The sequence below is a fragment of the Alkaliphilus flagellatus genome, assembly GCF_018919215.1.
Taxonomy (GTDB): Bacteria; Bacillota; Clostridia; order Peptostreptococcales; family Natronincolaceae; genus Alkaliphilus_B; species Alkaliphilus_B flagellatus.
Genome location: NZ_JAHLQK010000001.1, coordinates 780300 through 803026, shown reverse-complemented (window position 1 = coordinate 803026; position 22727 = coordinate 780300). Strand labels below are relative to the sequence as shown.

At 31.8% G+C, this 22727-nt stretch carries 26 protein-coding genes, 1 riboswitch and 1 other annotated feature; all 26 genes read right to left on the bottom strand.

What is annotated here, in order from left to right; all coding sequences use genetic code 11:
* Nucleotides 1-19: 19 nt before the first annotated feature.
* The 26 genes from cobK to KQI88_RS03565 all read right to left on the bottom strand — a co-directional run bounded on the left by cobK (nt 20) and on the right by KQI88_RS03565 (nt 22726).
* Nucleotides 20-781 (bottom strand): precorrin-6A reductase, encoded by a 762-nt coding sequence (cobK, locus tag KQI88_RS03690; protein WP_216414985.1) that lies wholly within the window; start codon nt 779-781, stop codon nt 20-22.
* Nucleotides 778-1500: a precorrin-3B C(17)-methyltransferase gene (gene cobJ, locus KQI88_RS03685; protein WP_216414984.1), complete on the bottom strand. Its 723-nt coding sequence runs from the start codon at nt 1498-1500 to the stop codon at nt 778-780. The genes cobK and cobJ overlap by 4 nt, the downstream gene beginning before the upstream one ends.
* Nucleotides 1493-2515: a cobalt-precorrin 5A hydrolase gene (gene cbiG, locus KQI88_RS03680; protein ID WP_216414983.1), complete on the bottom strand. Its 1023-nt coding sequence runs from the start codon at nt 2513-2515 to the stop codon at nt 1493-1495. The genes cobJ and cbiG overlap by 8 nt, the downstream gene beginning before the upstream one ends.
* Complete coding sequence (gene cobM, locus KQI88_RS03675) at nt 2512-3267, bottom strand: precorrin-4 C(11)-methyltransferase (protein ID WP_216415245.1); 756 nt, start codon at nt 3265-3267, stop codon at nt 2512-2514. Before cobM ends, cbiG begins: the two co-directional genes overlap by 4 nt.
* Nucleotides 3267-3815 (bottom strand): precorrin-6Y C5,15-methyltransferase (decarboxylating) subunit CbiT, encoded by a 549-nt coding sequence (gene cbiT / locus KQI88_RS03670; protein WP_216414982.1) that lies wholly within the window; start codon nt 3813-3815, stop codon nt 3267-3269. The genes cobM and cbiT overlap by 1 nt, the downstream gene beginning before the upstream one ends.
* Entirely contained in the window at nt 3802-4389 is a 588-nt protein-coding gene (gene cbiE / locus KQI88_RS03665) for a precorrin-6y C5,15-methyltransferase (decarboxylating) subunit CbiE (RefSeq protein ID WP_330656069.1), read from the bottom strand. Before cbiE ends, cbiT begins: the two co-directional genes overlap by 14 nt.
* A gap of 2 nt (nt 4390-4391) precedes the next feature.
* Complete coding sequence (gene cbiD, locus KQI88_RS03660; RefSeq protein WP_216414981.1) at nt 4392-5468, bottom strand: cobalt-precorrin-5B (C(1))-methyltransferase CbiD; 1077 nt, start codon at nt 5466-5468, stop codon at nt 4392-4394.
* On the bottom strand, nt 5465-6085 hold the full coding sequence (locus tag KQI88_RS03655) for a precorrin-8X methylmutase (RefSeq protein ID WP_330656047.1): 621 nt from the start codon (nt 6083-6085) through the stop codon (nt 5465-5467). The genes cbiD and KQI88_RS03655 overlap by 4 nt, the downstream gene beginning before the upstream one ends.
* A gap of 59 nt (nt 6086-6144) precedes the next feature.
* Nucleotides 6145-6924 (bottom strand): ABC transporter ATP-binding protein, encoded by a 780-nt coding sequence (locus KQI88_RS03650; protein WP_216414980.1) that lies wholly within the window; start codon nt 6922-6924, stop codon nt 6145-6147.
* Nucleotides 6924-7928: a FecCD family ABC transporter permease gene (locus KQI88_RS03645; protein WP_246579098.1), complete on the bottom strand. Its 1005-nt coding sequence runs from the start codon at nt 7926-7928 to the stop codon at nt 6924-6926. Before KQI88_RS03645 ends, KQI88_RS03650 begins: the two co-directional genes overlap by 1 nt.
* 31 nt (nt 7929-7959) lie before the next feature.
* Nucleotides 7960-8979, bottom strand: a complete 1020-nt coding sequence (locus tag KQI88_RS03640; RefSeq protein ID WP_216414979.1) for an ABC transporter substrate-binding protein — start codon at nt 8977-8979, stop codon at nt 7960-7962.
* Nucleotides 8980-9117: 138 nt separating this feature from the next.
* Nucleotides 9118-9294, bottom strand: a riboswitch (cobalamin riboswitch).
* A gap of 105 nt (nt 9295-9399) precedes the next feature.
* Nucleotides 9400-10311 (bottom strand): sensor histidine kinase, encoded by a 912-nt coding sequence (locus tag KQI88_RS03635; RefSeq protein ID WP_216414978.1) that lies wholly within the window; start codon nt 10309-10311, stop codon nt 9400-9402.
* Between the two features lie 17 nt (nt 10312-10328).
* On the bottom strand, nt 10329-11081 hold the full coding sequence (locus KQI88_RS03630) for an ABC transporter permease subunit (RefSeq protein WP_216414977.1): 753 nt from the start codon (nt 11079-11081) through the stop codon (nt 10329-10331).
* Nucleotides 11074-11997 carry an ATP-binding cassette domain-containing protein gene (locus KQI88_RS03625; protein ID WP_216414976.1) on the bottom strand — a complete coding sequence of 308 codons (924 nt, stop codon included), beginning with the start codon at nt 11995-11997 and terminating at the stop codon, nt 11074-11076. Before KQI88_RS03625 ends, KQI88_RS03630 begins: the two co-directional genes overlap by 8 nt.
* Before the next feature lie 88 nt (nt 11998-12085).
* Complete coding sequence (locus KQI88_RS03620) at nt 12086-12781, bottom strand: response regulator transcription factor (protein WP_216414975.1); 696 nt, start codon at nt 12779-12781, stop codon at nt 12086-12088.
* Nucleotides 12782-13030: 249 nt separating this feature from the next.
* On the bottom strand, nt 13031-13201 hold the full coding sequence (locus KQI88_RS03615; RefSeq protein WP_281417530.1) for a class I tRNA ligase family protein: 171 nt from the start codon (nt 13199-13201) through the stop codon (nt 13031-13033).
* Nucleotides 13202-13411: 210 nt separating this feature from the next.
* The gene (locus KQI88_RS03610) at nt 13412-13669 is read right to left on the bottom strand and encodes a ribosomal maturation YjgA family protein (protein WP_330656044.1); all 258 of its coding nucleotides are present in this window, start codon (nt 13667-13669) and stop codon (nt 13412-13414) included.
* A gap of 157 nt (nt 13670-13826) precedes the next feature.
* Entirely contained in the window at nt 13827-14939 is a 1113-nt protein-coding gene (locus KQI88_RS03605) for a DUF3810 domain-containing protein (RefSeq protein WP_246579097.1), read from the bottom strand.
* A gap of 33 nt (nt 14940-14972) precedes the next feature.
* Nucleotides 14973-15962: a D-cysteine desulfhydrase family protein gene (locus tag KQI88_RS03600; protein ID WP_216414974.1), complete on the bottom strand. Its 990-nt coding sequence runs from the start codon at nt 15960-15962 to the stop codon at nt 14973-14975.
* A 39-nt stretch (nt 15963-16001) separates the two neighbouring features.
* Nucleotides 16002-16394 carry a ribosomal maturation YjgA family protein gene (locus tag KQI88_RS03595; RefSeq protein ID WP_216414973.1) on the bottom strand — a complete coding sequence of 131 codons (393 nt, stop codon included), beginning with the start codon at nt 16392-16394 and terminating at the stop codon, nt 16002-16004.
* 210 nt (nt 16395-16604) lie between these two features.
* Nucleotides 16605-18632 (bottom strand): class I tRNA ligase family protein, encoded by a 2028-nt coding sequence (locus KQI88_RS03590; protein ID WP_216414972.1) that lies wholly within the window; start codon nt 18630-18632, stop codon nt 16605-16607.
* 113 nt (nt 18633-18745) lie between these two features.
* Nucleotides 18746-19020 (bottom strand) — a binding site (T-box leader).
* Nucleotides 19021-19135: 115 nt separating this feature from the next.
* Nucleotides 19136-19711 carry a GNAT family N-acetyltransferase gene (locus KQI88_RS03585; RefSeq protein ID WP_216414971.1) on the bottom strand — a complete coding sequence of 192 codons (576 nt, stop codon included), beginning with the start codon at nt 19709-19711 and terminating at the stop codon, nt 19136-19138.
* A gap of 99 nt (nt 19712-19810) precedes the next feature.
* Entirely contained in the window at nt 19811-20635 is an 825-nt protein-coding gene (locus KQI88_RS03580; protein WP_216414970.1) for a M55 family metallopeptidase, read from the bottom strand.
* A gap of 11 nt (nt 20636-20646) precedes the next feature.
* Nucleotides 20647-20799 carry a hypothetical protein gene (locus tag KQI88_RS03575; RefSeq protein WP_216414969.1) on the bottom strand — a complete coding sequence of 51 codons (153 nt, stop codon included), beginning with the start codon at nt 20797-20799 and terminating at the stop codon, nt 20647-20649.
* A 126-nt stretch (nt 20800-20925) separates the two neighbouring features.
* Nucleotides 20926-22344 carry a sigma-54 interaction domain-containing protein gene (locus KQI88_RS03570; RefSeq protein ID WP_216414968.1) on the bottom strand — a complete coding sequence of 473 codons (1419 nt, stop codon included), beginning with the start codon at nt 22342-22344 and terminating at the stop codon, nt 20926-20928.
* A 19-nt stretch (nt 22345-22363) separates the two neighbouring features.
* A complete protein-coding gene (locus KQI88_RS03565) occupies nt 22364-22726 on the bottom strand; it encodes a DUF1667 domain-containing protein (protein WP_216414967.1) in 363 nt (120 codons plus the stop codon).
* Nucleotide 22727: the final 1 nt, after the last annotated feature.

The following is a 22727-nucleotide window of genomic DNA, read 5'->3' as shown; positions in this document are numbered from 1 at the left end:
AATAGCTATAAGACTCTAGTTAGACTGAGGTTTTATTTATTATTATTTTTTTGTCCTCTTCTCTAATTCTTTTTTCTATTAAATCTATGTCATTAATTCCTTTTTCATATTCTCTTCCTATAATTATTGGTACAATACCTAGCTCTTCACATGCTTCTAGCTTCTCTATAGTGCCACCTTGTTTTCCGCTATCCTTCGTAACCACATAATCTGCCTTGTATTCCTTAAACATAATTTTATTATATTCCTTTGAAAATGGCCCCAAAACTGCAACAATATCTTTTAATTGTATTCCGTGTTTCCTACACTCTTCTATGCTTTCTATTGCTGGAAGTATTCTATATATAAATCTGTTATTTCCTCGTACTTTTTCAAAGTCGCCAATATTTTTAGATCCTGTTGTAAAAAATATAGTGCCTGAAATATTAGATATATACTTATAGCAATCTTCATAACTATTAACATATATAGCTTTTGATTTCAAATCTACTTTATTTCTAACATATCTAATATAATCTATATTTTGGTCCTTCGATATTTTTCTTGCATTTTCTGATACTATTTTTGCATAGGGATGTGATAGGTCTACTATTAGGGATATTTTGTTTTTTTCTACAAATTCCTTCATTTCATAGTAATCCATCCTACCTACTATGAGCTTTTCACAATTTACAAATTCCTTGCCACCGTCTGTTGCGATAGTTGCTATATAGTTATCTAGATCCTTTATTCTATCTATAATCTCCCTAAACTCACTAGTTCCACCTATTATCCAAATCATATTATATTGTATCCCCTTGGAGTCACTATATAGCCATCTTTTAGATAGGTATTGCTATTACCTATAATCAGTACACATAGCATGTCCACCTTGTCATAGTCAATTTCATCTAGTGTGGTTATAGTTATTTCTCTTTCTCCACGACCTGAGTTTTTTACTATTCCTACTGGTGCTTTTCCAGATCTATGACTACGTATTTTTCCTATAGCTTTTTCCAAATGATATTTTCTTCCCTTGGACTTTGGGTTATATATAGTAATTATAAAGTCAGCTTCTGCCGCTTTTTCTATTCTATTTTCTATGACTTCCCAAGGAGTTAATAAATCACTTAAGCTAATAGAAGCATAATCATGCATTATAGGGGCACCTAGTTCAGCTGCTGCTGAAAATGCTGCTGTAACTCCTGGTACTATTTCAACTTCTATACCTTCTGCCAGTTCTAGTATAGGTCCAGCCATACCGTAAAGACCCGCATCTCCTGTACTTATTATAGCCGTGTCTTTTCCTTTCTTAACAATTTTGATAGCAGCTTTGCACCTTTCTATTTCTCCCTTCATTCCTGTAGAGAATAATTCTTTACCTTCTACCAAATCACCTAAGTATTCGATATATGGGGTGTATCCCACTATTACATCGCATTTTTTAATTACTTCTACTGCTTTATAGGTCATGTGCTCTCTTCCGCCTGGTCCTATTCCGACTACATATAGTTTAGCCATTGCCCTTCTCCTTTGTAATTGATATGGTTATACCATTATATTTGCTTTTTTTAGATACCATTTCTCCACCTAATAAAAAGGCACAGGGCTCAGAGACTGAATATACACCTATGGTATCCTTTACGAACTGTGACTTATTAAATTTGTCTTCAACACTTTTTATTTCTTCTATAGTAAAAATTTTTAATGGGCTGTTAAAGTATTGCGCTGTATCTAAAATACCAGCTTCATTTTTTTTTACTTCGACAGTTCCAATATTTTTAATACTTTTTTCCGAAAATTTATTAATATTTAAAGTCTCTTTTACAGCCTCTATTATTCTTTCTCCTTCTACGTCCTTTCTACATCCTATACCTATATTTATATTCTTTGGTCTAAGTATTGTATATGGTATGTGTAGGTTATCTATTTTGCTTGATGTGACTATTATAATTCCATCTACTTCAATATTTATATTTTCTAAATCCTCTATAATTAGAAGATTATTATAGTTTATTACACTATCCATTTCCGAATAAAATCCGATGGTTTTTCCCTTTATCATCATAGCAGTTATTTCTTTTATGGATTCCATGTCTTCCATGTAATAATAGTTTTTCTTTGCAAATATATCTATAGATTCTATTCCTCTATTATCTGAGGCTGTTGTTATAACTGGGGTTCCCTGTATTTTATAGGCTACCCACTGTGCTAATTCATTGGCTCCTCCTAAATGTCCTGATATTAGGGATATAGAAAACCTGCCTAAATCGTCAACCACAACTACTGCTGGGTCTAATGTTTTATCCTTTATATAAGGCGTAATCATCCTTACTGCTATTCCTGTGGCCGAAATGAAAATTAAACCATCATATTCTTCCCAAGCATTACCCAGTAAATTTCTTAATCCACCTTCAATTTGAGAGTTAGTAAAATGTTGGACTATATATTTACTTTGTTCTTTATTACTAAGACAAACTATTTTATCTCCCAATGCTTTTCCTTCCTCGGTAAAAGAAAAGCATGCTATTTTCATTTAGAAGCACTCCTATATTCATGAGAGAATGTTGGGTCATATAGCTTTGATCTTGAATAATTACTATCAATAAAATCTCCTACTAAAATTTGAGCCATTTTATTAATTCCCTCATTTTCTACTTTTTCTTCTATGTCCTTTAGAGTACCTAATATTATCTTTTCATCTTCCCAAGTAGCCTTATATACTACTGCAACGGGCACATCATCTCTTCCATATCCTTTTATCAACTTTTCTACTACTCTATCCATTTCCTGAACAGATAAAAATATCGCCATAGATGCCTTGTGGGCAGCTAATTTTTCAAGATCCTCTTCCTTAGGAACAGGAGTCCTTCCTTCAATCCTAGTTAATATTATAGTTTGACTCACATCGGGTAGTGTAAACTCTTTCCTTATAGAAGAGCAGGCAGCTGTAAAAGAGCTGACCCCTGGTACCACTTCGTAGGATATTCTGTTTTTATCCAACATATCCATTTGCTCTCTTATTGCTCCATAAATACTAGGGTCTCCAGTATGGAGCCTAACTACTTTAAGACTATTTTTAAGTGATGTTTCCATAGTTTCTATAACTTCTTCTAGTGTCATTGATGCGCTATTATAAAACTTGCATCCTTCTTTGCAAAAGTTTAGATGCTCTTTTGACACTAGGCTTCCTGCATATATAACAACATCTGCTTCCTCTAATAACCTTCTTCCCTTTACTGTTATTAGATCGACATTTCCCGGTCCAGCACCTATGAAGCTAATCATCATCTTTTCACTCCTTTTATTATAAATATTGGATTATTTCCCTTCATTAATCCTATTTTATCCATATAGGATGTTTGAATTAGCTGTGTTTCTATATCATCATATTTATACTTATTGAGTAGATCTATAAATTGGTGTAAGTTTTTAAGTGTAATAAAGTTCCCACAAATAACTCCCTTAGATTCAAGGTTTTCATCTAAATAATAGAATATTTCTTCTAAATTGCCTCCACTACCCCCTATAAAGCATTTGTTAAATTTAACATTAGGTAGGTCTACTGGCGCTTGTCCCTCAATTACATTAATATTTACTTCAAATTTACTTTTATTTTTATTTATTAATTCTATACCGTCTCTTTTCATTTCTATAGCCCAAACTTCTGCTCCATGTAGAGCAGCTTCTATGGATATAGACCCGGTGCCTGCCCCTATATCTAAAAGTCTATCTCCTTCTTCAATAGCTAAGTAGCCTATTGTCAAAACTCTTATATTAAACTTAGTCATAGGGATGTTTCCTCTGATAAACTCTTCATCTTTAATCCATTTCATTTTCAATTACCACCACCGATAGAGGAGAAATATCTTCTACTTCTTCTCCTATATTTATTTTTATAATTTTCTCATCATCATAGGATAAATTAAAACCAATATACATTGTACCTTTTACACCTAACATTTTTAAGTTCCTTGATATAACCAGAGGACTATTTTCCTTATCTGTTAGTATTATCGTTAAGTAGCTTTTTTTGACCTTTTCTAGTCCTTCATCCCTACCATGTAAGGATAGAAAGTTTGCTCCTTGCCAACTTTTTTCTAGCTTTGCCATCATATATTGGAAGGAGGAAATGCCTGGAATCACCTTTTTTATTAATACTCCCTTTTTTTTAAGGAAATCTACAATACCATAAAAATTAGGATCTCCCGAAGCTAGCAGTAGCAAATCATTATAAATATTTATATGCTTAATTATGTCATCTACTCTATTTACTTGTATAAAATCATCTCGTATGCTTTTTAAAGAACTTGAAACCCTACCAAAAGCCAAAACATATTCTGCTTTCTCAATTGCTTCCTTTGCTTCTACAGTCAAGTACTTTGGATTTCCAGGCCCAACTCCTGCTATAGTTATCCCATATCAACACCTCTTTCCATGGAATAAATAATTACCTTTACTGGATAGCTTTCATCTTTTAAATATTTTCTTATTTTTTCCTCTGCCCCACGTTCCATGCTTTTTACAATTTCGCCATATCCTGCTTCAATACAAATATTTAGTCCTTCTTCTGCCGTAATTGCATTGTTTACTTTATCTAATAGCTCTCTAGGAGCTCCATTAAGGGCTAAGTAATATATAAAGGCCTCCATCCTACCATCACAGACCTTACTATGGGTGTTGAATACACCTATCGATAGCTTTGAAAATTTTCCAACATGTCCTACTAAAGTTATGGATTTAAACCCTTTATTGTAAATATATAAAATGCTATCGCCTATATAGTTGGATATCTTAACTCTACCCTCTGATAATCCTAGTGAATCTGATATCTTCTCACCGTAATTACCTGGAACTAATACAATATTATCTGTTCCATAGGTCTCCTCTATCATATCTACTTCCATATATATGGTTTTAATCAGTGCATCCTCTGACATAGGATAGACTATTCCCTTTGTTCCAATTATTGATATACCACCTTCAATTCCAATGTTCTCATTGAAAGTTTTTTTACCGATTTCCTCTCCTCTTGGTGCGTATATGCTTATATCGTATCCTCTGCTTGAAACCTCACTAACCTCTTTTTCTATCATTTTCATAGGTACAGGATTGATAGCTGCTTGTCCTACTTTGCCAAATAAACCTTTTCTCCTAATTCTGCCTACGCCTTTTCCACCATCTATAATAATTTTATTATCTTCCCTTTTTCTAACTTCAGCAAATATTTCCATTCCATCTGTAACATCTGGATCATCTCCCCCATCTTTTACAATAGAGCACGATGCTACTTCTTTTTCAATTTTTTGATTATTTATCTCAAGTTTTAATCTAACTCCTGCTGGAGTATCAATCTCTACATAGCTTATTTTTTGCCCTGTTTCCAGCATTATAGCTGCTGCTTTAGCAGCTCCAGCAGCACAAGACCCAGTGGTATAGCCGCATCTCAACCTTTTTCCCTCTTTTATAACATACATCTCCAATGTCATCTACCAACCACCATGTATAATAGAGCATTCATTATAGATGCGGCTACGTTGCTACCTCCCTTAGTACCTACTGTTGTTATAGAAGGTATTTGAAACTCTCTCAAATATTCCTTTGACTCTTGAGCTCCTACAAAACCTACAGGCACTCCTACTATAAATCTAGGATTTACTTTACCTTCCTTAACTAATTCTAGAAGTCTAAATAAAGCGGTGGGAGCATTCCCAAATACAAACATGTCTATACCTTCTGCTACAGCTAAATCTACTGCACAGGCTGATCTCGTAGTACCTAATTCCTCTGATAGAGGTAGAACTCTTTCATCATCTATGAAGCATTTTAATTTACAATCTGTCTTTGATAAGGCAGTTTTGTTTATTCCCATAGACGCCATTTTAGTATCTGTGAATATTGTACCTTCAGTTTTTATACTATCTTTAGCTTCTTTTATAAAATCATTTTTAAATACTATAATTTTTCTATATTCAAAGTCTCCAGTAGCATGAATCATCCTTTTGGCAACTATAGTTTCTTCTTCAGTAAAGTGTGTATCTCCCATTACTTCCTCAATTATATCCATGCTTTTATCTTCGATTTCCATAGGATTCTTTATGTACAAATTTATTCCTCCTCTTATATTTTATTATATTTGGTTGTTCATATTTCTATCTCACTATGCTAAAGAACCTTATATGGAATAAAATATGGGCACTTATTTATTTCATCCTCGTATACGTGAGACTCTATTCTAAAAACATCTTTTAATAAATTTGACTTTATTATATTGCTAGGACTACCCCATTGGCATATTTGCCCTTCGTTTAACACAAAAATATTATCAGAATATCTAGCGGCTTGATTTAAATCGTGTAGAACCATAACTACTGTTAATTGTAGAGACCTATTTAATTCTTTTATTAATTCAAGTACTTCAAGTTGATATGAAATATCTAAATATGTTGTTGGTTCATCAAGGAGTAATATTTTAGGTTTTTGGGCCAATGCCATAGAAATCCATGCTCTTTGACGTTCTCCTCCTGATAATGTAGCCACATGTCTCTCCCTTAAATTATATAACCCAGTTTTTTCGATGGCCCAATTTATTATATTTTTATCCTCTGCCTTTAATCTTTGTCCAAAATTTAGATGAGGGTATCTACCATAAGAAACCAGATTTTCCACTGTAATGTCGGCAGATATGCTTTTAACCTGTGGAAGTATAGCCATATTTCTTGCTATTTTTTTAGTTGGCATATTATAAATATTCTCACCATCTAGGTGAATTGTTCCTTCAGTTATTTTTAAACATCTAGATAATGCTTTTATTAATGTGGATTTTCCCGAACCATTTGGTCCAATAATAGTGACTACTTCTCCATCGGCTACATGAAAATCAATATTTTTTAACACTTCTTTATCACCGTATTTAACTTTAAGGTTCGATGCTTCTATTCCCATTATTTTAAACCCTCCTTTTTTCTTAGTAGATAAAGAAAAAATGGTGCTCCTAGGGCAGACATTATTATTCCTACTGGTATTTCAATAGGGGCAAAGAGGATTCTAGACAATGTATCGCAGATCATCACTATAGATGCACCGAAAAATATTGTCCCGGGAAATAAATACTTATAATCGGAACCTATGAATAATCTCGTCATGTGAGGAACTATAAGTCCTACAAATCCTAATAAACCTACCACACTTACAGCACTACCCGCTAATAATGAAGATATTATTATAAAAACAAACCTTGTTTTTTCCACACTTACACCTAAACCCGTGGCAACTTCATCGCCCAGCATTAATATATTTAACTTATCAGGTAATAATAGTAGGAAAAACATACCGACTATAGCATATGGCAAAATAATATTTACATCTTTCCAAGTTATTGCAGATAAACCTCCTACCATAAATCCTAATACCCCATGTACTCTGTCTGGAAAAAACGTCATAAGTCCATTTATTCCTGCACTTAGTAATGAAGATACTGCAACTCCAGCTAAAACTAGTCTTGTCGGCAATACTCCCTCTCTCCAAGCCAAACTATATATAAAAAGAGTAGCTAAAAGTGCTCCTAAAAAAGCACCTATAGGAACTAAGTAATAATATTGCGGAAAGATTATTAATATTATAAGTGCCATCAGTCCTCCACCCGATGACACCCCTATAATATTAGGACTTGCTAGAGGATTTCTCATTATACCTTGAAGAACAGCCCCAGATAAAGATAAGCAGATGCCTACTAATGCACCTACTATTGTACGTGGAAGTCTTACATTCCATATTATTTGATAGTTAACTGTATCTTTTTGATAAAAGATAGCTTTAATTATTTCTACTGGGGCTATTTTTACAGCTCCATTACCAACGCTTATGAAAAAACTTGCAATAAATAATAATATAAAGATTATTAATACTATAATTTTACGAGGTTTTTCTTCTTCCATACCTACTGACATAAAATTTCTCCCATATAATTAATAGTTTCTCTTATTTAACTAAATCTGTATAAAGATGTTTTGCTAACCCTTCATAAGCCTCTGCATATCTATGATTTGCTTTAAACATATAAAGATCCTTTGGTAAGAAAATATATCTACCTTCTTTTACTGCCTTTAAGGAAGCCCATGCTGGATTTGATTCTACATCCTTTTTAATTCTATCCAATACCGCTTCCATATCACTTCCTGTTGTTTGGACGAATATAAAATCTGGGTCTTCTTCTATTATTTTTTCTAAGCTAAAGTTTTTATCATCTAAAGTATTATTGGATGTATCTGCAATATTAGTTGTATGAAGATCTTTTAACATTTCACCTAAATAAGCATCTGATCCTCTAGCTGTTATACTTTTTGCACTGGCCATCATTATTAATACTTTATAACTCTTATCCTTTGGTGATTTTTCTATTATCTTCTCTATATCCTCTTTAACTTGCAAAGCATTTGCTTGGTAAAGATCTTCTCTTTCATTTAATGCAGTAAATAACCTTACAAGTTTAAAGTAATCATCCTTTACAAAAAAGTCTAAGGCAACAACTCCAATTCCATTATCCTCTAATATAGGAACTATCTCCATTTGAATTTTAGAGTTGCCGTTTAAAATTACTAAATCTGGCTTTAATGATAATACCTTCTCAAGGCTTATTGCTCCTAAAGTCCCTACTATTTCAGCATTTTCTGTTCCCTCTACTATCTTATCCGCCGATTCTTCTATTCTACCAACTACAGTACCTCCATTTTTAGCCCAAATTTCTAAATATGAATTAAAAAGAACTACTACTCTTTCCGGATGCTTATTTAGTGTGACTTGCTGATTTCTACTATCAGTAAAGGTAACACTGTCTTCACCTATCTGTACTCCATACTCCTCTAACATATTTTTCTCTAGTTCATTTACTACCTCCTTATCCTTGCTAGGTTCTACATTATTTGCTTGGTTTGAACATCCTGCTATTGTAGATATTGATAATGCTAACAGTAATGCTAATGCTGCTACTCTTTTTTTCATTTTTCATCCTCCAGTTTGTAGTTTTTTCCCTGGTGGAGGGTAATAAAAAATCCCCAACCGTATAAGTTAGGGATATATCATGCACATAGAAACATTAAGTGCAAAAAAGCAAAAGTCTCCCCTTCCCACCGAAGGTTACTTAATATAAACTATTAGGCAGGTCTCCTGACTTGTGGATCATCCTACTCTCAACACCTTCCCAGATATAATCCAGTGGCTAAGTTGATTTCGTACACACTTACAGTAGCGGGGGCTGTACCGGATTTTCACCGATTTCCCTATTAATCTTACAGAACCTAATGTTTCTTATTTAGTTTTCATTCACTATGTTATCATACAATGGAATTTTATTCAATAAAGTTTCTTTAATAATGTACCAAGCTTGCAATAAAATACATTCTATAGGTGTTATGATGTCCTCTATGAAGAATGTGTTGTTCTCCATTTTATTATTATACTAAGCTTACAATCAGCTAGCTTTGCTGAAATTTCGTGTCCCATTTGTTCGACTAATTCTTTTGTTATAGCCAATCCAAGTCCTGTGCTTTTACCACTTCTTGTGGGGTCAGCTGTAAAAAAACGTTCAAATAGATGGGCTATATCTTCCTCACTTAAATTCCGTGCGACATTTGTAAATGTTGTTGTAATATAACCTTCATACTCCTTTAAAGAGATATACATAAACTCATTTCCATACTTTAAAGCATTCTGTATTAGGTTTGAGAAAATTCTTTTTACTGCATTTTCATCAGCAATAACCAATGATACTTTTTCATCTATATCAATAATAGGCTCTATCTCTTTAGTTAAAAAATCCTTATAGAATGATGCTATTAAATCACACATTATATTATTTATATTTACAGATTTAAGATCAAATTTATATTCCTTACCTTCCAGTCTTGATAAATCATAAAAGCTAGATATTAAACTTTGTAATGACTCAGCTCTTCTTTTAACTATATCTGCATATTCTTTCTTTTCATGGCAAGGTAAGCTATCTTCCTCCATAAGCTGTATATATCCCATTATTGATGTAAGTGGTGTCCTCAGATCATGTGATATATTTGCAATAGCCTGTCTAAGTTCTAAATCCATCCTCTTATGTTCAATTTCTGATTTTTGTTTTTCTTCTAAGGTTTTATTTATTTCCGAAGCTAAATTTTTCATCTCTTTATTAGAAAAAGTAAGTAATATTTTTGAATTAGTATTAGTCTTATTGATTCTACTTAGTTGATTAGTTATATTCTTAACTTCGTTATGTGATAAAATATAAAGAGTGACAAATACGCCACATATAATTATAAGAAAAATAATAGTTAATAGTTGCATAAATGTCACCCTCCGTTTTACTTAATCTCTTTTTTATTAAAGTATAACATACTTAAAATTGTAAATACTACTGTAAATCCGATACCTACTAAAGTCGCAAAACCTAAAGTATTGCTCGCTACAGTGTCAGCTTTTATATTGGATAAGTTTGTTGTAATAAGAAACTTATTAATATTCATAAGTTTTGGAGACACAATTACTGAAAGTAGACTAATAATATTACCAGTCATAGAGAATACTCCGAAGTAAACAAAGCTAGATATTGTATTGTTTTTAAATACAATTCCTAGAAAAGTGCCTACAGATATTCCTCCAATCCATAGTGGGAGTGCTACTAGTAATCTTAGTGAAAAATCTTTAACTATATCTATTGAAAAGTCCTTACCAAGCCCAAACAGCATTGCTCCACTTCCTAAAAAGACAGTTAGTATAATAAATGCTGCTATAGTAGATAGAACAACTGTAGCAATTATCTTTGATAAAACAATTCTGTTTCTAGGTATACCAAATGATACAGCATTTTTCAAAGTCAAATTTTTATTTTCTTCACTTGTAACAATGTCAATCATCATTAAAACTAGAAATAGTGGTAAATTAATTGATTGAATACCTATATACATTAATTCTGAAAGATCCATATTAGCATTAACACTTGTGGCCTTCATCAATATATTAAGTAATAATCCTAAACCGGATATTATAACTACAAAGCTCCAATAGTATAATCTGTTAAAATTTCTATAAAGCTCAGCTTTAATATAATTAAGCATTATAATTACCTCCAATCAATTCAATAAAGTAATTTTCTAAATTGATGCCAGTTTGATTTATGGAGGAGACCATAACTTCATTAAGGACAAGAGCCTGAGTTACTATTTCAGGAGTATCTACATAATCATATAATCTAATTTCATTATTATTTAATACCTCATATTTTTTAGTTTCTAGTTGTTTTTCTATTATAACCGTAGCTTTTTCTGTATTGTCTACTTTAATTGCTAAATGGCGCTTACATTTTCCTTCTAATTCCTTAGACGATATTTGTTCTATAAGATGACCATTGTGAATAAACCCATAGTTAGTTGCGAGCTGAGAAAGCTCACCTAATATATGACTTGATATAATTATTGTAATGTTTTTTTCCTTATTAAGTTTTAGTAGAAGCTCTCTAAATTCTACAATTCCAGTAGGGTCTAATCCGTTTATAGGCTCATCTAAAATAAGTAAATCTGGACTTCCTATTATAGCAAAGGCTAAACCTAAACGTTGCTTCATACCAAGGGAAAAGTCTTTAAATTTTTTCTTCCCAGTATCCTCAAGGCCAACCATTTTAAGAGTATCCTCTACACATTTTTTATCTACAATACCTTTTTGTATTCTATAATATTCAAGGTTTTTAGTTGCAGATAAGTATGGAAAAAAGCTTGGTGTTTCAATTATACATCCTGTTCTCATTCTTGATTTGTTTAGTCCATCATTTGATGTTTCATTAAATAACTCTATATCTCCACCTGATGGCATTGTAAGTCCACTTATCATTCTAAGTAGAGTTGTTTTCCCTGCTCCATTTTTGCCAATAAGTCCATAAATATCTCCTTGCTTTATATCTATATTAACATTATTTACAGCAAGGTGATTTTTGTACTTTTTAGTTATATCTTTTGTCTTAAGTACCGTTTCTGTCACTTAAATCAACCTCCTTCTTCTTGTATGACTATATATTAAAATACAATCTACAAGACGGCATAAAGAAAAACTTAAGAAAGACTTAAGTTTATTCATTCATTTTAAATCCAATCCCCCATACTGTATGAATATACTCTGTATTTGGATCGGCTTTAGCCAGTTTTGATCGAAGATTACTTATGTGAACATTTACTGTATTATCATCACCTAAAAATTCATCCTTCCATACAGCTTCAAATAAATTAGCTTTTGTAAAAACTTTATTTGGGTAGGACATTAAAAGTTCCAATATAGCAAACTCCCTTGCTGTAACAGAAACTGGTTTACCCTTAATGGTAACCTCTACTGTTTCACTATTTAATATTAAATCTTTATGTGATAATATATTTTGTTTTTCGTTTGTATTAGAAAACACCATATACCTTCTTAGTTGAGCTTCTACCCTTGCTAAAACCTCATTAATATCAAAGGGCTTTATAATGAAATCATCTGCACCAAGTTTTAATACTTCTATCTTTGTATCCTGTGCTAATTTTGCGGAAATAACTATAATAGGCATGTTTTTCATTTTTCTTATGTGAGAAATAATATCCTCCCCCGCTATTCCTGGCAGCATTAAATCCAGTAAAACAAGTTGAAAATCATAATATTCAAGGCACATTTTAGCTTCAGAGCCTGAATAAGCTGCTCTTACATTGTACCCCTGCTTACTCAACATTTTGCATAATAGATTATTTATATCTATATCATCTTCTACTACTAATATGTTTATATTATCCCTCATTCTATATACCTCTCTTTGTTCCTATAATTTATTTGCTTTTACATATTTAGTATAGTTTATTACATATTTGCTTTCAATGTTAAATATAAAGGAGACAATTTTTTTGTCTCCTTTATATTTAATCTTTATTTAACTTATCTATTTCCTCCTCGACTAATTTTTTATCTAATCTTTCAAATAAAATACCAAACTCACTTAATTCTTTTTCTGAAATTTAGATAGTTAAAAGAATAATTGGTTACCATTTTTTTATCTTTGGATCACTTCCGCATAATTTACATTTCCTGAAACATATAATACATTTTCCCCCTTTGCCCTAAAGTATCTTGCTATTACATCCCCAGGTAATAATGCAGCTAAATGCCCTAAATGTAAAGAACCATTTGCATAAGGCCAAGCTCCTCCAATAAAAATACTCATATCCTTTTCCTCCTCTTTACTTAATATTTAATTTTAAAAAACAAATAAAAAAACCCCCATTCCTAAAAAATCTTAGGAACGAGAGTTATCTTCGCGTTACCATCCTAATTTACTTGCACTTCGCAGTACAAGTCTCTTTAAGTACGTCATATATTATGATTATACTCTATATTATGTGAATTATAAATATATTATATACCCATTTTAAACTTATACCATAATAATTTGTTTTTCTATTAAAACGCCTATTGCTATCCCAACAGTATATGCTAGTAAGTCACTCCACAAAAATCCGTACCCTAAAATTAACCTGCCAATTGTTGTGTTTCTTATTGTATTTATCCATTGTGATTGATATAACTGACTAACCTCAATTGAGAAGAAAAATAAAAGAGATATAATAGTAATCCAAAAAGTATTTCTTCTATTAAACAAAAATCCAAATATAAAAAAATCATAAGCGCCCATAGAGTATCTCCTAAATAAAGATTAACCGAATTTGGAAGATAATCTGATAAATATCTTGAACCTAAACCCAAAATAATAACTACTAAAGCTAATATGAAGTAAGTAAATCTATTTCTTTCTTTTAGCATTAATTTTTAAATTCCTTTTAAAATCTTTTCTATATTTCGCCGTGTTTTATAAAATGAGCTAAAAGTAAGTCTACCATTCTTCCATAGTTTTTTATTCCATCTTTCTCGCCATTACCCTTAAGGTAAGTATCATTTACCTTATTAGCCGTTTCATTTACTTTTCCTTCATATACTTTCCAAAATTCATTATAATTCCTAATATCTCTTTTTAGTCCTTCTGAATAAGTCGCACTTAAAGTTGCTGCTAGCTCATGGTCTTGTAACGAAAGAGCTTTCATCGAGTGAATCAAAGCTAGTACAGTTCCCGAATACTTAAAATCTATATCTGGATGTGCCGATGCTGTTAGATATGCAATATAATTGGCTTCATTCTCACTGGCAAATCCTCTTTGATGGGCCATCTCGTGAAGTACTGTAGCTGGCAACAGTAAATTCGGAATAGCAGTATTAACATTTACCTCAGCCGTAAACGGAAAATACATTCCAGTAATACCTGTATACAGCATTGGACCTGAAAGAGCTATTGATTTAGGTCTTCCGTAGTTTCCAGAAAGCGCATTTACTGTTTTTCCAATTGATTCATAACCTTTATATGCCCTAGAAAAAACATCTTGGTAACCTCCATCTAAGTGCATCACCCCATCTGAATTTTCCTGTATTCCTGCTCTCAATGCATTTCCCTTTGCGATGAGAGCTTGATTCAATTCATAGAGTTCTTCCTTTAAATAAGGTCGTGTTTCTAAATCTAGCATTACTCCAATGGACATTCGACTATAGTTAACCCCCCACATTAACATAAAGATCACATACAACCCACAAAAGTATGCCAAGGTTTTATAAAAAAACGGAATGAAATTGCCCTTTAATGCCTTGTAAATAAAAAGTATAAGTATTACTGGAATGGCAATTAGATGCCCCACATATAAAATCTCCGCCAAAGAAAATGGAAGTATCCCTGTAATTTGGCTAATACCTTGAATCATCCACTTATTAATGGTACCCGAGTAATACCTTTCTAATATTTCCTGATGATTTCCCATAAATTTATTAATTGAAAAACATAATAAAATCATTATTAGTACCAAAAGTAGATTAAATTTCCTTTTAGACTTGAATTTATCAATGATTAACAAGTTATTCATTTAAAATTTTCCTCTTTTCTATAATTTACAAGTCTAACTAAAAAATAAATCCTTTTTAGAAAATAACCCAAATAAACCACCAGTATGGATAAATAAAATATTCTTGTACTTATTAAAATTTCCTTTTTTTATTTCATTAACCAATCCATACATGGCTTTCCCCGTGTATACAGGGTCTAAAATAACTCCTTCAAGTTTGGCAAGATAATGGATAAACTCAAGCTCCTCTGATGTGCTTTGAGCATACCCTTCGCCTACATATCCGTCTATTATTTCAATTTCATTCTTTGAAAAATCTATAGTTTTGTCAATATAGCTAAAACTTTCTTGAAGAATTCCATAAATTCTATCTTGAAAATATGGGGCATTATCGCAAATATTTATACCAAAAATCTTAGTTCCATGTCCTAACAGTTTGTTTGCTAAAAACATACCACTATAAGTACCACCAGAGCCTGTAGCAAGAACAATAGCATCAAATTTAATTCCCATATTCTTTTCTTGCTCTAGTATTTCTTCCATAGCTGTATAATATCCAAATGTGCCTATTCCATTAGACGCCCCTTCAGGAATTATATATGGCCTATGTCCTTCTTTAATAAGACGGGCTTTAATTTCATCCATAATTTCCATTCTTCTTTCTTTATAATCCTCTGGACTTATAAATTCAATATCTGCTCCTAAAACCTTATTAAGAAAATAATTCCCTTCTAAAGAATCATTCCCGCTACTTCTAAGAACAACGCATGAACGAAGTCCTAGTTTAGATGATGCTGCGGCTGTTGCTCTAGCATGATTAGATTGTATTCCACCACAGGTAATTAAATAATTACAGTTTTGATCTAATGCTTCCTGTATAACATATTCTAGTTTTCGAATCTTGTTTCCTGAAATTTCAGATCCCGTTTGGTCATCTCTTTTTATAAATATTTGAGGTCCACCTAATTCTTTTGATAATCGATCTAGCCTTTCTATTCTAGTAGGTAAGTTTGCAAGATGAATTCTATTTGGTAACTTTATCATTTTTTATCCCCTTTCTTATAATAAGTAATCACTTTATCCTTAATCATTGTAAAAAATAATGTGTTTCTCTAGTAAAATGCCGATTGCTATTCCAACCGTATATGCTAGTAAGTCACTCCATAAAAAACCGTACCCTAAAACCAACCCACCAATTGTTGTATGCCTTATTTCATTTATCCACTGTGCTTGATATAGCTGACTGAATTCAATTGATAAAGAAAATAAAAGGGATACCATAGCGATCCAAAAAGTATTTTTTCTCTTAAATAAAAATCCAAATATAAAAAAAATCATAAGTGCCCATAGAATATCACCTAAATAAAGATGAACCCATTTTGGCAGAAAATCTGAAAAATATCTTGAGCCTAAACCTAAAATAATAACTAATAAAATAAATATGAAGTAAATGATTCTATTTCTTACTTTTGCCATCAATTTTTAAATTCCTTTCAAAAGATAAAATATGTTTTTCTTTTTAAAATGTATTTTGACATATTTTCAAAAAATCCTTTATTTTTCAAAAATACACCAACCATATTCTAAAACTAATACGGTTAGTGTATTTTCATTTACTAGAGATTAAAAATAATGGATTAATTTTACTATGTTCATTAAATTTACAAAAATAAATCTAATATAAAATTATACTATTTGGCTAGGATGTTTTTTAAAAAAGTCTACTCTAGGCTCAAGAAATTTAAGTGAATGCTCTTGTGGATTATCCATAAAATCATATATTGTTTGGAAAATTCTATTCCAATTCCAAAACTTTTCATCTAAATTCAAGTATTCACGTATCATCTCTGTTCCCTCTGGTGCAATTGAATGCATTAGAACTGTAGCTGTCCGAAGCCCATGGAAAGCATCGATTAAAACCTGAGAACGAAGCTTTGAATCCTCATTTTCATCTGCTACTTTCATATTTTTTACCCAACCTTTATTAATATTACGAATATAAGTGTCCATAAGGTTCATTATTGTGTGAAATTCGTATTTATACATTAACTTTTCAAATTCAAGAATTGTTTGATAGGACTCATATAATACTTCATCACTAATATTACCTACTGGTATTCTTCCATTATAATATTGTTGTACAGTATAAAAACAAGAGCGAGCAACTCGATTCAAAACATTTGTCAGTAAATTACCCTCCTTTAACACAGGATCACTATCCTTTTCTAATGCTTTTGGATTAAAAGGTTTAGGCTGAAAACTAGCACTTCTAATTCCAAGGCTTAAACCTAAAAAGTGGGATCTTAATTGCTCGGCAGTATAATAATCAAGTAACTCCCTTGCAGTAGGTGGTTTCACTTTACCACTACTACTCGCCTTTTTATCTAAAAATAGTATATGACTATTTGAAATAAGATTAGGTAATTGAAGTTGCCCTTCTGATGGATGAATTGTTAGCTCTTTATCCTGAGTCGCCATAAACATTGCCATCTCTGCTAGTCCATAGAAATATATATTATCTTCACCTATAAATTGATATACTTCAGAATCTAAAGAGCACCACCACTCTTTCCATGCATCATTTTGATTATTCAATTGGTCAAGATAGGTTTTAGTAAAGGATATAGGTGCCCAAAGAGATTCTGGCCATACCCAAAAAGTAAGGTTATCTATTCCTTCAATGGATGGTGTTGGAACCCCCCATTCAATATTACCAGTTAATCTAAAGGGAACTAATGTTTTTCCTGTACGAAAGCGGATTGACTTCTCCGCTAATAATAAGCAGGCTTTATCTCTTTTTTCTAGATCGTCAAATACCATCATAAAAGAAGACTTTTTATTTTCATCTTGTAAAGTATATTTAGGAAGTTTATCCTGAATTGAGTTTAATAAATCCAGCTGATCTTTTTTTACATAAATAACAGGTGGCTTTAAAAATTCCTTAATAGTCCTTATTAAAGATGGTCTGCAATTAGGTATTCCCTCAAGATATTCCACCCATTTTTCTAATAGATTATGGAAACTATCCAGTTTAAAATACCAATTTGTTACATCCCTCATTTCTGGTTTTTTTCCAGAAAGAGTACTCTTAGGGTTTATAAGATCAACTGGCATATATTGATGACCCAATGAACATTCATCGGCATATCCTTTTTCCGAAGAACATCCTTCAATAGGACATTGTCCAACCACTTGACGACCGTTTAGAAAAACATTAAGATCAGTATCATAAAACTGTGATGTGGTTATTTTAGCAAGATGTCCATTCGAATAAAGTTTTTGAATAAACTCATTAGATACTTCACGATGAATCTCTGAAGAATGTCCAAAGCTAGAAGCTGCAAATAAATTTATATCAATATTATAGAGATTTAAAACCTCCTTTTGACGTTTATAATTATATTGAACAAAATCATTAATTGTTCCTTCAAACTCCTCACTACTGACTAATTGACGATAATGCTCCGATATTGGAGAACCGTAACAATCAGTACCGGAAACAAAAATAACGTTTTCTTTGCCTATCCTATCACGCAAAAATCTGGCAAAGGTATCAGCATGGGTGAAAACTCCCCCTATATGTCCTAAGTGAAGCTCTTTATTGCCATAGGGCATTCCTGCAGTAACTACTGCTCGCTTTGGAAATTTTGGTCTATTGCTTATATCGATAGATTCTTTTATAGTATTAATCTTGTTTTCTATATCCTTATTCATATAACATCCTCTCCTTATATTTATCAGTTATTAATTACTTTTTCATTCTTCTATTACATATTGAAAACTTATTTTTTATAATAAAAAAGCTCCCACCTCCAAGATTTTATAATCTTGAGGACGAGAGCTGTAGCTTCGTGTTGCCACCTCAGTTTATTAATATGTCACCATATTAATCTCTTTAAGTACGGCATGTATTATTTAACATACTTATACTCTAGTTCGTTAACGGGAACAACCGTCACGGCATCATTCCATATATAATAATATGAAAATCCGAGTGCAGCTCCGAGACTTGTTTCAATAAACTATTCCTTGCTCCTTCTCAGCTACCAGAGCTCTCTGTTAAAGAATACTATTTATCTACTCTTCTCTTCTTAGCATTTTATTCTTTAATTATTATAGTATTGTTCAGTATAATATCATAATATTCAATAATTGTAAATATTGTTCTTAATATAATGGTTTCTATATATTAACTTTTTAGTCAAATCTCCCTTAATTTATATTAAGTCCTTTTTCATAAAATAAAATCTCTCATTATCTCCAATACACTCAAAATCAAATTTTTCAAATAGGTTTTTATATCCTGTATGGAGTTTTTCATTTTTATAATTGTGGCTTACTTTTTCTAGATACTTATCATAAACCGGTATAGAGTAAAGTGTTTGAATATTAGCTAATCTACACTCATCAATTACTAATTTAGTCAATTCTTTAATTATACCATTACCTCTATACTCTTCTATTACGTAAAAACATGTAATTATTTTGATGTTTTTGACATCATCATTAATCTTTAATAAATTTTTCATATACGGCGACAATTCCGGATCAATACATTGACACCAAGCAATTGGATTATTATCATGATAATAAATATATCCATCACTATATAAATCACATATTTTTCTTCTAAATTCCTTAGCCTCTGCTATCCCTATACTATCCCAATCTAAATCCTCATGTGCTCTTAAAAAATACGTACATTGACAACTTTCACATTTCTCCCCATCAAAGAGTTTATAAAAATCTCCTATATTTTCCATAGATATCTTTTTAATATAATATTTATTCAATAATGTTTCCCCTCTCAAAAAATGTTGTTGGTATTAAAGAACTTAGCACAAGAAGTTCTTTAAATGCAATGAAAATATGGAATCTTATGTTCATAATATCTAATACAGTGTACTTGCAGCTAAGGTTGTTAGTGCCGCTCTCATTTTATAGGCTTCAATCAGATCCTTGGCTACATACTTTACTCTGTTAGGTTCGATTAACTCTACTCCTGGTATAAGCAAGGTAGCCTCTGCCATTCCACTATTTAAGAAAGCAACCTCTAACTCGACTTTTCCTTCTATCTTGGGTGAAGAAATTGATTTTAATTTATCTGTTAATATTTTTTGCACTTTTTCTTCCATCAATCTATGTACTTTTTTAGGTTGAATACATCCAGCTGTACATCTACTATGGGTATTTTTTACAATAAGTGTCTCTATTTCTGGATTAAATTCTTTTACTTGTTCAGATAAAATATCATCTCCAGATACAAAAACCACAGGTACATTGTATTGCCCAGCTACTAAAGTATTAAACTCAAATTCACCTACAATTTTGCCATTTATTTTAACTTCTGATATAACTGCGTCATGATAAGTATGAGACAAAACACCTGAGGTATTATGCCTAGCATGATATCCTATTAAAAGAGCTGCATCGTATGTATGATCAATTCCCTCCATCATTCTCAAAAGTTTTTGGTTTCCAGATATAAGCACTACATCCTCATCTAATTCTTCAATCAATAGGTTAGTCATTGGACCATGAGAGTCATTTACTAATATTGTAGTCGCTCCTGCTAACTTCGCTCCCTTCGCTGCTGCATTTACTTCGTCTGTCATCAGTTTTCTCGCTCTATTGTAGTCATATCCTTGTGGTGATGTATGTGTACCATTAACTACACCACTAATACCCTCAATATCTGCAGAAATATAAATCTTCATAAATTATCCCCCTATCCCTTTTTAAAATTCTTATCATTTAATACGCTTATTATCTCTTGTTCAGAACCATCATGAAAATATTTTTCAAATAGGCTTTTTTCTAATGGTCTTCCATATTCAATAATTGATTTACTAATTTCTTCAAAATGATCTTTACTTAACATTCCCAGCCATACCCCCTCAACATATTTTTCTAATTTATACCATAACTGTTATATTGCAATTTATTATAATTCAAATAAATTGAAAAATCAAACTAGATTATTCTATTATCTAAAAAAAGAGAAGCCTTAGCCTTCTCTTTTTTCTACAATATTGTATTTTCTAGCCTTAGCTGCAATAGTTTTATGAGTAACTCCTAAAGCTTTTCCAGCAGCATTAAAGCTTTTGAACCTCTGTAAGGCTACTTTTATAATCTCCTTCTCGTACTCTTCTAATGTTGGTATATTTCTTAAGGTACTTAAACCAACACTCATAGAATTTACAATAGTAGTATTATACACCTGTGAAATATAAGTAGGTATTTCATGTAGCTGTATTATTTCTTCTTCTGATAAAACTATGAGTCTTTCCATTAAATTTTCTAGCTCTCGCACATTACCTGGCCAATCATAATGATAAAAAGCTTCTTGTACTTCATCAGCTAATCCCTTTATTTTACCACCTATTTTTTTGTTAAGCTTCTGAATAAAATAACGGCAAAGAATAGGTATATCTTCTTTTCTATCTCTTAGTGAAGGTAGCTGAACGGGAATGACATTTAATCGATAATATAAATCCTCCCTAAACCTTCCTTTTTCCACTTGTTCCTCTAAATTTTTATTGGTTGCAGCTAATATTCTTACATCGCATCTAATGGTTTCATTTCCCCCAACCCGCTGGAATTCTTTTTCTTGTATAATTCTTAATAGTTTCACTTGCATTTCCATAGGCATGTCTCCTATTTCATCTAGGAGTATTGTTCCGCCATTTGCCTGTTCAAACTTTCCTATTTTTTTCTTAATAGCTCCTGTAAATGAACCCTGTTCATGTCCGAAAAGTTCTGATTCTAAAAGAGTTGGAGGTATTGCTCCACAGTTTACCTTTATGAATGGAGCCTCTTTTCTATTACTGGAATCATGTATAGCCTTTGCCACCATTCCCTTTCCCGTTCCACTTTCTCCTCTAATGAGAACCGTAGAAGACACCATTGAAGCTTTTTGGGCAATTAATAAAGTGCTTTTCATTATATGGCTATCTGTAATGATATTCTCAAAGCAACAATTTAAATTTATACACCGCTCTGCTTTGAGATTCTTTTCAAAGGAAGATTCTACTTTCTCAACCTCATTACTCTTGAGTTTATTCTCCCTATAAATACCGATAACTCCTTTGAACTTCTTATCTTTATATATCGGTGAAATCGCTATATTTATCGTAATCCTTCCAGTGGAACAATTTAATCTCCCTATAATCTTTTTTTGGGTTTTAAAACCATTGATTATAACCTCATCATTTTTAACTTCAAAGATACTTCGATTTAATATAGCAATGTTACTAACACTAAATATTTTTTCATAGGCATCATTAATATAGATAACACTTCCCCTATCATCTGTAATTAAAATGCCATCTATCATATTATCAAACAAATAACCGTTCAGAAAATCTATTCTATGATTATCATGCTTCTGCCTTTCAGTAATACTAGTAACCCTTGCCATCTTCATAATCTTTTCTCCCTTCTAACTACATGCTTCTTGAAGCTACAATATCTATACCAGTACCCAAAATATCTTTAATAATAATATCTCCTGCCTTCACAGGACTTTCCACCTCTATAAAGTTTAATCTTTCCATACATTTCCCAATAAGGTTCTTTGGAACAGCACCATTGGTTTTCACTGGAATTCTATTTAAGTGTGCATTTTTAATCCTTACTGTTGAAGTAATTACCCTAGTGGGATTTGTTACTTCCTTTATTCCATATTCAGCTCCTCTAGCACATTTGTTTCCTTCTACTGTAAACCCTATGGCCCCATCATCTATAGGCTTTACTTTTAACTTGCATCCAAGAGGGCATACGATACAAACAATATCCTTTGCTTGCATT

Coding starts and splice junctions, on each gene's coding strand:
- cobK (WP_216414985.1), bottom strand. CDS start 781: ATGATTTGGATAATAGGTGGAACTAGTGAGTTTAGGGAGATTATAGAT.
- cobJ (WP_216414984.1), bottom strand. CDS start 1,500: ATGGCTAAACTATATGTAGTCGGAATAGGACCAGGCGGAAGAGAGCAC.
- cbiG (WP_216414983.1), bottom strand. CDS start 2,515: ATGAAAATAGCATGCTTTTCTTTTACCGAGGAAGGAAAAGCATTGGGA.
- cobM (WP_216415245.1), bottom strand. CDS start 3,267: ATGATTAGCTTCATAGGTGCTGGACCGGGAAATGTCGATCTAATAACA.
- cbiT (WP_216414982.1), bottom strand. CDS start 3,815: ATGAAATGGATTAAAGATGAAGAGTTTATCAGAGGAAACATCCCTATG.
- cbiD (WP_216414981.1), bottom strand. CDS start 5,468: ATGACATTGGAGATGTATGTTATAAAAGAGGGAAAAAGGTTGAGATGC.
- KQI88_RS03650 (WP_216414980.1), bottom strand. CDS start 6,924: ATGGGAATAGAAGCATCGAACCTTAAAGTTAAATACGGTGATAAAGAA.
- KQI88_RS03645 (WP_246579098.1), bottom strand. CDS start 7,928: ATGTCAGTAGGTATGGAAGAAGAAAAACCTCGTAAAATTATAGTATTA.
- KQI88_RS03640 (WP_216414979.1), bottom strand. CDS start 8,979: ATGAAAAAAAGAGTAGCAGCATTAGCATTACTGTTAGCATTATCAATA.
- KQI88_RS03635 (WP_216414978.1), bottom strand. CDS start 10,311: ATGCAACTATTAACTATTATTTTTCTTATAATTATATGTGGCGTATTT.
- KQI88_RS03630 (WP_216414977.1), bottom strand. CDS start 11,081: ATGCTTAATTATATTAAAGCTGAGCTTTATAGAAATTTTAACAGATTA.
- KQI88_RS03620 (WP_216414975.1), bottom strand. CDS start 12,781: ATGAGGGATAATATAAACATATTAGTAGTAGAAGATGATATAGATATA.
- KQI88_RS03615 (WP_281417530.1), bottom strand. CDS start 13,201: ATGAGTATTTTTATTGGAGGAGCTTGGCCTTATGCAAATGGTTCTTTA.
- KQI88_RS03610 (WP_330656044.1), bottom strand. CDS start 13,669: ATGGGCGCTTATGATTTTTTTATATTTGGATTTTTGTTTAATAGAAGA.
- KQI88_RS03605 (WP_246579097.1), bottom strand. CDS start 14,939: ATGAATAACTTGTTAATCATTGATAAATTCAAGTCTAAAAGGAAATTT.
- KQI88_RS03600 (WP_216414974.1), bottom strand. CDS start 15,962: ATGATAAAGTTACCAAATAGAATTCATCTTGCAAACTTACCTACTAGA.
- KQI88_RS03595 (WP_216414973.1), bottom strand. CDS start 16,394: ATGGCAAAAGTAAGAAATAGAATCATTTACTTCATATTTATTTTATTA.
- KQI88_RS03590 (WP_216414972.1), bottom strand. CDS start 18,632: ATGAATAAGGATATAGAAAACAAGATTAATACTATAAAAGAATCTATC.
- KQI88_RS03580 (WP_216414970.1), bottom strand. CDS start 20,635: ATGAAGATTTATATTTCTGCAGATATTGAGGGTATTAGTGGTGTAGTT.
- KQI88_RS03575 (WP_216414969.1), bottom strand. CDS start 20,799: ATGTTAAGTAAAGATCATTTTGAAGAAATTAGTAAATCAATTATTGAA.
- KQI88_RS03570 (WP_216414968.1), bottom strand. CDS start 22,344: ATGAAGATGGCAAGGGTTACTAGTATTACTGAAAGGCAGAAGCATGAT.
- KQI88_RS03565 (WP_216414967.1), bottom strand. CDS start 22,726: ATGCAAGCAAAGGATATTGTTTGTATCGTATGCCCTCTTGGATGCAAG.